This is a genomic window from Amphritea sp. (assembly GCF_048266285.1).
Lineage (GTDB): Bacteria > Pseudomonadota > Gammaproteobacteria > Pseudomonadales > Balneatricaceae > Amphritea.
Genome location: NZ_JBLWZV010000028.1, coordinates 38,344 through 44,693, shown reverse-complemented (window position 1 = coordinate 44,693; position 6,350 = coordinate 38,344). Strand labels below are relative to the sequence as shown.

5 protein-coding genes are annotated in these 6,350 nt (G+C 48.2%); 4 read left to right on the top strand and 1 reads right to left on the bottom strand.

Annotated features, from left to right (window positions below; genetic code table 11):
- Positions 1-334: 334 nt before the first annotated feature.
- Positions 335-1,240, bottom strand: a complete 906-nt coding sequence (locus ACN0T0_RS18920) for a MurR/RpiR family transcriptional regulator (protein WP_417228297.1) — start codon at positions 1,238-1,240, stop codon at positions 335-337.
- Positions 1,241-1,441: 201 nt separating this feature from the next.
- On the opposite strand from ACN0T0_RS18920, the gene ACN0T0_RS18915 reads away from it, so the two are divergent.
- The 4 genes from ACN0T0_RS18915 to ACN0T0_RS18900 all read left to right on the top strand — a co-directional run bounded on the left by ACN0T0_RS18915 (position 1,442) and on the right by ACN0T0_RS18900 (position 6,274).
- Complete coding sequence (locus tag ACN0T0_RS18915; RefSeq protein WP_417228296.1) at positions 1,442-2,236, top strand: enoyl-CoA hydratase/isomerase family protein; 795 nt, start codon at positions 1,442-1,444, stop codon at positions 2,234-2,236.
- A 1-nt stretch (position 2,237) separates the two neighbouring features.
- Positions 2,238-4,382 carry an acetate--CoA ligase family protein gene (locus tag ACN0T0_RS18910; protein WP_417228295.1) on the top strand — a complete coding sequence of 715 codons (2,145 nt, stop codon included), beginning with the start codon at positions 2,238-2,240 and terminating at the stop codon, positions 4,380-4,382.
- Positions 4,379-5,197: an enoyl-CoA hydratase-related protein gene (locus tag ACN0T0_RS18905; protein WP_417228294.1), complete on the top strand. Its 819-nt coding sequence runs from the start codon at positions 4,379-4,381 to the stop codon at positions 5,195-5,197. Before ACN0T0_RS18910 ends, ACN0T0_RS18905 begins: the two co-directional genes overlap by 4 nt.
- A 93-nt stretch (positions 5,198-5,290) precedes the next feature.
- A complete protein-coding gene (locus ACN0T0_RS18900) occupies positions 5,291-6,274 on the top strand; it encodes a TAXI family TRAP transporter solute-binding subunit (protein WP_417228293.1) in 984 nt (327 codons plus the stop codon).
- Positions 6,275-6,350: the final 76 nt, after the last annotated feature.

Sequence of the window (6,350 nt, the reverse complement as noted above, 5' to 3'; positions counted from 1 at the left end):
AATACCAAGACCACAGATATTGAAAGTCTGCTGCCTTGGAATATCAATCTCAATGACTCTCAGGTAACCGAAGCGATTTAAGGTGTGAGCAGTCTACGCTTACGATTATTACTCTATCAATTCAAAGTGGATGCAGAGGATACTCAGCCATTTTGCCCTGTGGCTCTGGATAGCAACAGTTTGCGTTAGGCCCAGGTTAAGGCGGTTTTTCGTAAATGGGCTCTTAAGTAGGTGTGAGGTGGCCAAATTCACTATGCCACTACAATGATGACTGAAAAATTCAGAGGTGTAACCAGTCACTTTTTATGATTCAGGCTGTCGGACGTTACAGTCATCAAGGCGTGTAATAACCACCTAAACGGCGAAGGTTTTCTTCAAATTGATCAATATTACGCACTATCTCACTTCCTCCCAACGAGACACAAACAGATAGTAACGCTTCAATGAGTGCTATCACGGGCACGAGTGTGCCGAAAAAATGGGGTGTTTCATTGTTCAGGGTGAAAACGATCTCGGCCTCGGCGGCGAGGGGAGATCGCAGACTGTCGGTCACGGCAATGATTTTCGCGCTGGCTTCCCGCACGATCTTGATCGCATTAACCGTGTCGATGGCATAGGGATCTGAACCAAACACGACCACTACATCTTGCGCATTAATCTCGGCCAGTTCACTTAATAATGTGCCCTGATAGCCGCGGATGAGATTGATATGCGGGAATGCGATTTTGCCAACATAGGCAAAGTGGTGGGCGCAAGCAAAGGTATCTCTAAAACCTATCGCGAAGACTTTACGGGCATTAACAATCATAGGTGCCGCGAGTTCTAATTTAGCTAAGGTCTCTTCCTCAAAGCAGTGCTCTAGATTGTTGAAGGTGGTGGTGGAAAATTCGGATAACACATTGTTTTCAGTGTTATTACTGGCGAGGTTTTGTAATGACTCCGCACGTTGGCTGAACGATGAGGGCGCTTTAGCGTGTATCGCTTCTTGGAACAACTGTCTGAAACTATCGTAACGCTCGAAGCCTAACGTTTTCGCCAGCCGTGTCATGGTTGAGGGGGTGACGGATGCGGTTTCGGCACTTTTACGGATAGACAGCAACGCGATTTCCACCGGATGCTCTAGGACAAAATCAGCCGCTTTTTTCAGTTGTGGTGTCAGTGTTGGGTAAAGCGAAGAGAGTTCTTTTAATACTCGATCGGCATCACTTATGTGCTGTGGCTGGCTGGTTTCTGTCGTCATCGTTTTACTTCGATCTCTGCATTATTCACGTTTAGCTATGCACCTCATTTTAACGAGATCACACAGATAAAACACATAAATGTTTTTTTGATACGTTTGTATTGACATGATACATATGTATTCTATTATTCAAATATAAACGCATATGTATTATTGTGGGTTTTGTAACAATCACAATAATAAATTAGACAGGTACTACTGATGACTACACCCCGCTATGAAACGCTGATCTACATGAAGCAACAGAATTATGCAGAGATTCGTTTCAATCGACCGCATCGTCTAAATGCTGTTGTTGAACAGTTCTATAAAGAACTGCTCAGTGCTTTGGCTCAAGCTGAAGCTGATGCTGATGTGCGGGCGATTTTATTGACCGGTGAAGGCCGTGCCTTCTGTGTCGGCGCTGATATGAAAGAGCATGGGGCGGGTGAGCGTACCCAGTACCAACGCCGTGAATATCTGCAATTAGGTAATGATGTATGCGAAGCGATTTTTCGCGCCACTAAACCGGTGGTGGCCGCCATTAATGGTTATGCCTTAGGCGCGGGTGCCGAAATGGCGTGTTCTTGTGATTTTGTAATCATGGCTGAAAGCGCAAAAATTGGTTTCCCTGAAGTCAGTATTGGCACCTGTGTCGGCGGTGGTGTTACGCAGTTTTTAACCCGGTTGGTGGGGCTAGCAAAAGCTCGCGAACTTATTTTCCTCGGCACTAAGATCGATGGCAATGAAGCGCTGGCTATTGGTCTGGTGATTCGTTCAGTGCCAGCAGATGATTTACAGCAACAAGCAGAAGCCTTTATCGCAGAGTTGGCGACGAAAGCGCCGATCTCAATGCGGTTTGTTAAAAAGTTATTAAACAATGCTTCGCATACCGATTTAGATGCTCAACTGCAGCAGGAGTTAGATGGGGTGTTCACCTGTACAACCACGAAAGATTGGCAAGAGGGCGTTGATGCTTTTGCTGAAAAACGTTCACCCGCGTTTAAGGGGCACTAAGATGAAAAGTTCACTACATGATTTTCTAGCCCCTAACTCAATCGCAATTGTTGGCGCATCAGCAGACCCCACTAAACGGGGTTATAAGGCGATGGTTGGTCTATTGAATGATGGTTATCAGGGCACGATCTATCCGATCAACCCGAAAGTCGATGAGATCATGGGCGTCAAAGCTTATGCTTCGCTCACAGATCTGCCGGCTGCCGCGGATATGGCGTTGATCTGTACTCCGGCGAAAACACTCCCCGCTTTGTTAAAACAGTGCGGCGAGAATGGTGTTAAAGGCGCCATTATTCTGGCCAGTGGTTTTGCTGAGGTGGATGCAGCGGGTGCAGCGCTTGAACAACAGGTTCTTGAAGCGGCTCAGCAAGCCGGTGTGCGTATTGTCGGCCCAAATACGTCGGGTATTTTCAACCTTCATAAGAAAGTTAATTTGCTGGCGTTGGATAACGTTAAACCCGGCGATATCGGCATTATCTCTCAATCGGGCAATATGTTGTTGTCGCTGGCGCTGGAAGCACAGCATAACGGTTATATCGGCTTCAGCACCTATGCAGGGCCGGGCAATCAAACCGATGTCGACTTTGCTGATTATCTTCAGTATCTGGGTGAAGAAGAAAACACCCGTGTGGCTACCTTTTATGTCGAAGGCTTTAAAAATGGCCGTGCCTTTTTAGATGTCGCGCGACAAACATCGAAACACAAACCTGTGGTTGTGTATAAATCGGGTAGTACAGAAGCCGGGCAGAAAGCTGCGAGTTCCCACACCGGTGCCCTTGCGGGCAGCTATCAGATGACAGTCGATCTATTGCGACAGGTCGGCGTCAATGTGGTCGAAAATTCAGATGAAATTTTACCGGTTGCTGAAGGTTTAGGTCTGTTGCAGCAAGCGGCGGGTAAACGGGTTGCAGTGTTGGCGGATGGGGGGGGGCAGGCGACTATTGCGTCCGATCGAATTTCAGAAGCCGGACTTGAACTGGCGGAACTTACCGAGTCAACACGTCAAGCATTGGCCAGTATTCTGTTTCCTCAGGCATCCCTAGCAAACCCCATTGATGTCGCGGGGAGTACCGATGCACATCCGGCGTTGTTAGCCGACTGCATGGAGATTCTAGCCGCCGACGACAATGTTGATATGGTCTTTTTAGTAGGTATGTTCGGTGGCTACGGTATTCGTTTCGCTGAAGAACTGAAAGAAGAAGAGTTGGCTGGTGCGGATGCGATTATCGAGTTATCCAAGCGCATGAGCAAACCTTTAATTATTGATAGCCTCTACGCGCATATCAAACCGGCACCCTTGCAACGTCTGCGTGAAGCGGGACTGCCGATCTATGCTTCGATTGAGCATGCGGTAAAGATCATGGCGGCGCTGGGCGAGCGGGGAGCTTATATTGAAAGCAGTCAGCAGGCTGAAAATAACGTGCCATTAGTAATTTATGACGATTGTTCAGCCAGCTTTCGTAAAGCTCGCGCCGAAGGGCGTGATCTATTTGAGTTTGAGGCAAAGTCTTTGCTGCGTGGTTACGGCGTCGATGTGCCTTTGGAGATGATTGTTCGCAGCGAGGCTGAATTGGTTGACGTGATCAATGAGTTTGGCAATACGCCATTGGCGATGAAAGTGGTTTCCAAAGATATCTTACATAAGTCCGATGCCGGCGGCGTTAAATTGAATGTCGTGGGTGAAGCGGCACTTAACGTCGCCCGCGATGAGATTCTGGCCTCCTGTCAGCATTATAAAACCGATGCCGAGATAGAAGGTGTGCTAGTCACGCCGATGGCCCGCAAAGGCACTGAAGTCATTATTGGTATGAGCCAAGATCCGATCTTTGGTCCGGTATTGATGTTTGGTCTGGGTGGCATCTTTGTCGAGATTCTTAAGGATGTCACGTTCCGAGCGATTCCCCTGAGCCGTCATGATGCACGTTCGATGATCGATCAGATCAAGGCTCGTAAGATTCTCGACGGCGCTCGTGGAGAAGCGGCGGTTGATAAAGAAGCATTGGTTGATTTGTTAATGAAAGTGTCTGCCATTGTTGAGGCTCATCCCGAGATTGCTGAGCTCGATCTTAACCCCGTTATTGCTTACAACGATGGTTATGCGGTGGTCGATGCCCGCGTCATTGTTAATCAGGAGACACACTCATGAGCTCGATAAATACGAATAACTTGCCACAACTGACCGATGCTTTGATTACGCTGGACAATCGTGTCGCGATCCTAACCCTCAATCGTCATGATCTGCGCAATGCCCTCACAGGGTCGCATTTAATCGAAGATATTATCGCAGTGGCCGAGTGGGTGAATCATTGTGATGAAGTTTCCGTACTCGTGATAACGGGGGCTGGATCAGCCTTTAGTGCCGGTGGTAATATCCGCGACATGGCAGAGCGTGGGGGTGATTTTGCGGGTGACGTCGCAGAATGCGCTGACCGCTATCGCAAGGGGATACAGCGTATTCCTTTGGCTCTGCAAGCTGTTGAAGTGCCCATTATCGCTGCCGTGAACGGTGCGGCCATCGGTGCGGGTTTCGATCTGGCGAATATGGCGGATGTTCGGTTTGCTTCCGAGAAAGCCAAATTCGGTGAAACCTTTCTTAATCTTGGGATCATTCCCGGCGATGGCGGTGCTTGGCTAATGCAACGTTTGATCGGTTACCAGCGAGCGTTTGAACTGACGCTATCTGGTCGGGTTATCGACGCGGCGGAGGCCAAAGAGCTGGGGATCGTGATGGAAGTGGTATCTGCCGATGAGTTGCTGCCAACGGCGATGAAACTGGCTACCCGTATAGCGAGTCAACCACCTAAAGCGACTCGTTTGACCAAGCGGTTAATGAAGATGGCACAGCGGATGGAGTTAAAAGATTTCCTCGATGTCTGTGCGGTATTTCAGGGTATGTGCCACAATGAACCTGAGCATTTGACGGCAGTGAATAAAATGTTGGCATCAATGGCGAAAAATTAACAGAAAGGGTTTCACCTTGCTTAACGAGAAGTAGAAAGTAAGTAAGAATGTAGCCGGTTATACCGGCTCGATATAACAATAAGGATGCAAATAATGAAATTAAAGAAACTATTTACTAATACCGTGGTTGCTGCTGGCATCGCGATAGGGATTCAAAGTGGTGCCGCATTTGCTGCGCCACCGTCATCCTATGTAACGATTGGTACAGGCGGCCAAACGGGCGTCTATTACGTGGTAGGGCAGTCTATCTGTCGTTTGGTTAACCGTGGTAATAAAGATCATGGTATTAAATGTACTGCACCGTCTACGGGTGGTTCAGTGGCTAACCTGAATGCCATTCGTGCGGGCAACCAAGATATGGGTGTGGCCCAGTCTGACTGGCAGTACCACGCTTATAACGGCACTAGTAAATTTGCCGACCAGGGTGCTAACAAAGAACTCCGTGCGGTCTTTTCTGTTCACCCTGAACCCTTTACCGTGATTGCTCGAGCTGATGCTGGCATTAAGAGCTTTGACGATCTGAAGGGCAAACGGGTCAATATCGGTAACCCCGGTTCTGGCCAGCGTGGCACCATGGAAGTGGTCATGGAGCGTAAGGGTTGGACTAAAGATGATTTCAAACTGGCTTCCGAGCTAAAAGCATCTGAACAATCCCAAGCACTGTGTGACAATAAGGTTGATGCCATCATCTACACTGTTGGGCACCCTAATGGTTCGATCAAAGAAGCAACAACATCATGTGATGCAGTATTGGTACCGGTAACCGGCCCAGAGATCACTAAGTTGATCGATGATAATGCGTTCTACGCTGAAGCGATTGTTCCCGGTGGTATGTATAACGGTAATGAGGCTGATACTACTACCTTTGGTGTGGGTGCGACTTTCGTATCTTCAACTAAAGCTGATCCTGAAGTGATCTATCAAGTTGTTAAGGCCGTGTTTGATAACTTTGACCGCTTCAAGCGTTTGCACCCAGCCTTTGCCAATCTTGAACCTGCGAATATGATCAAAAATGGTCTGTCTGCTCCGTTGCATGAAGGCGCGATACGTTACTACAAAGAACGTGGCTGGATGTAATAATACACTCCTGACCGGCGGCTCCGCCGTCTATCTCGACTATCCCAGAGTACCCCTGGGATAGTCCTTTCTCAGT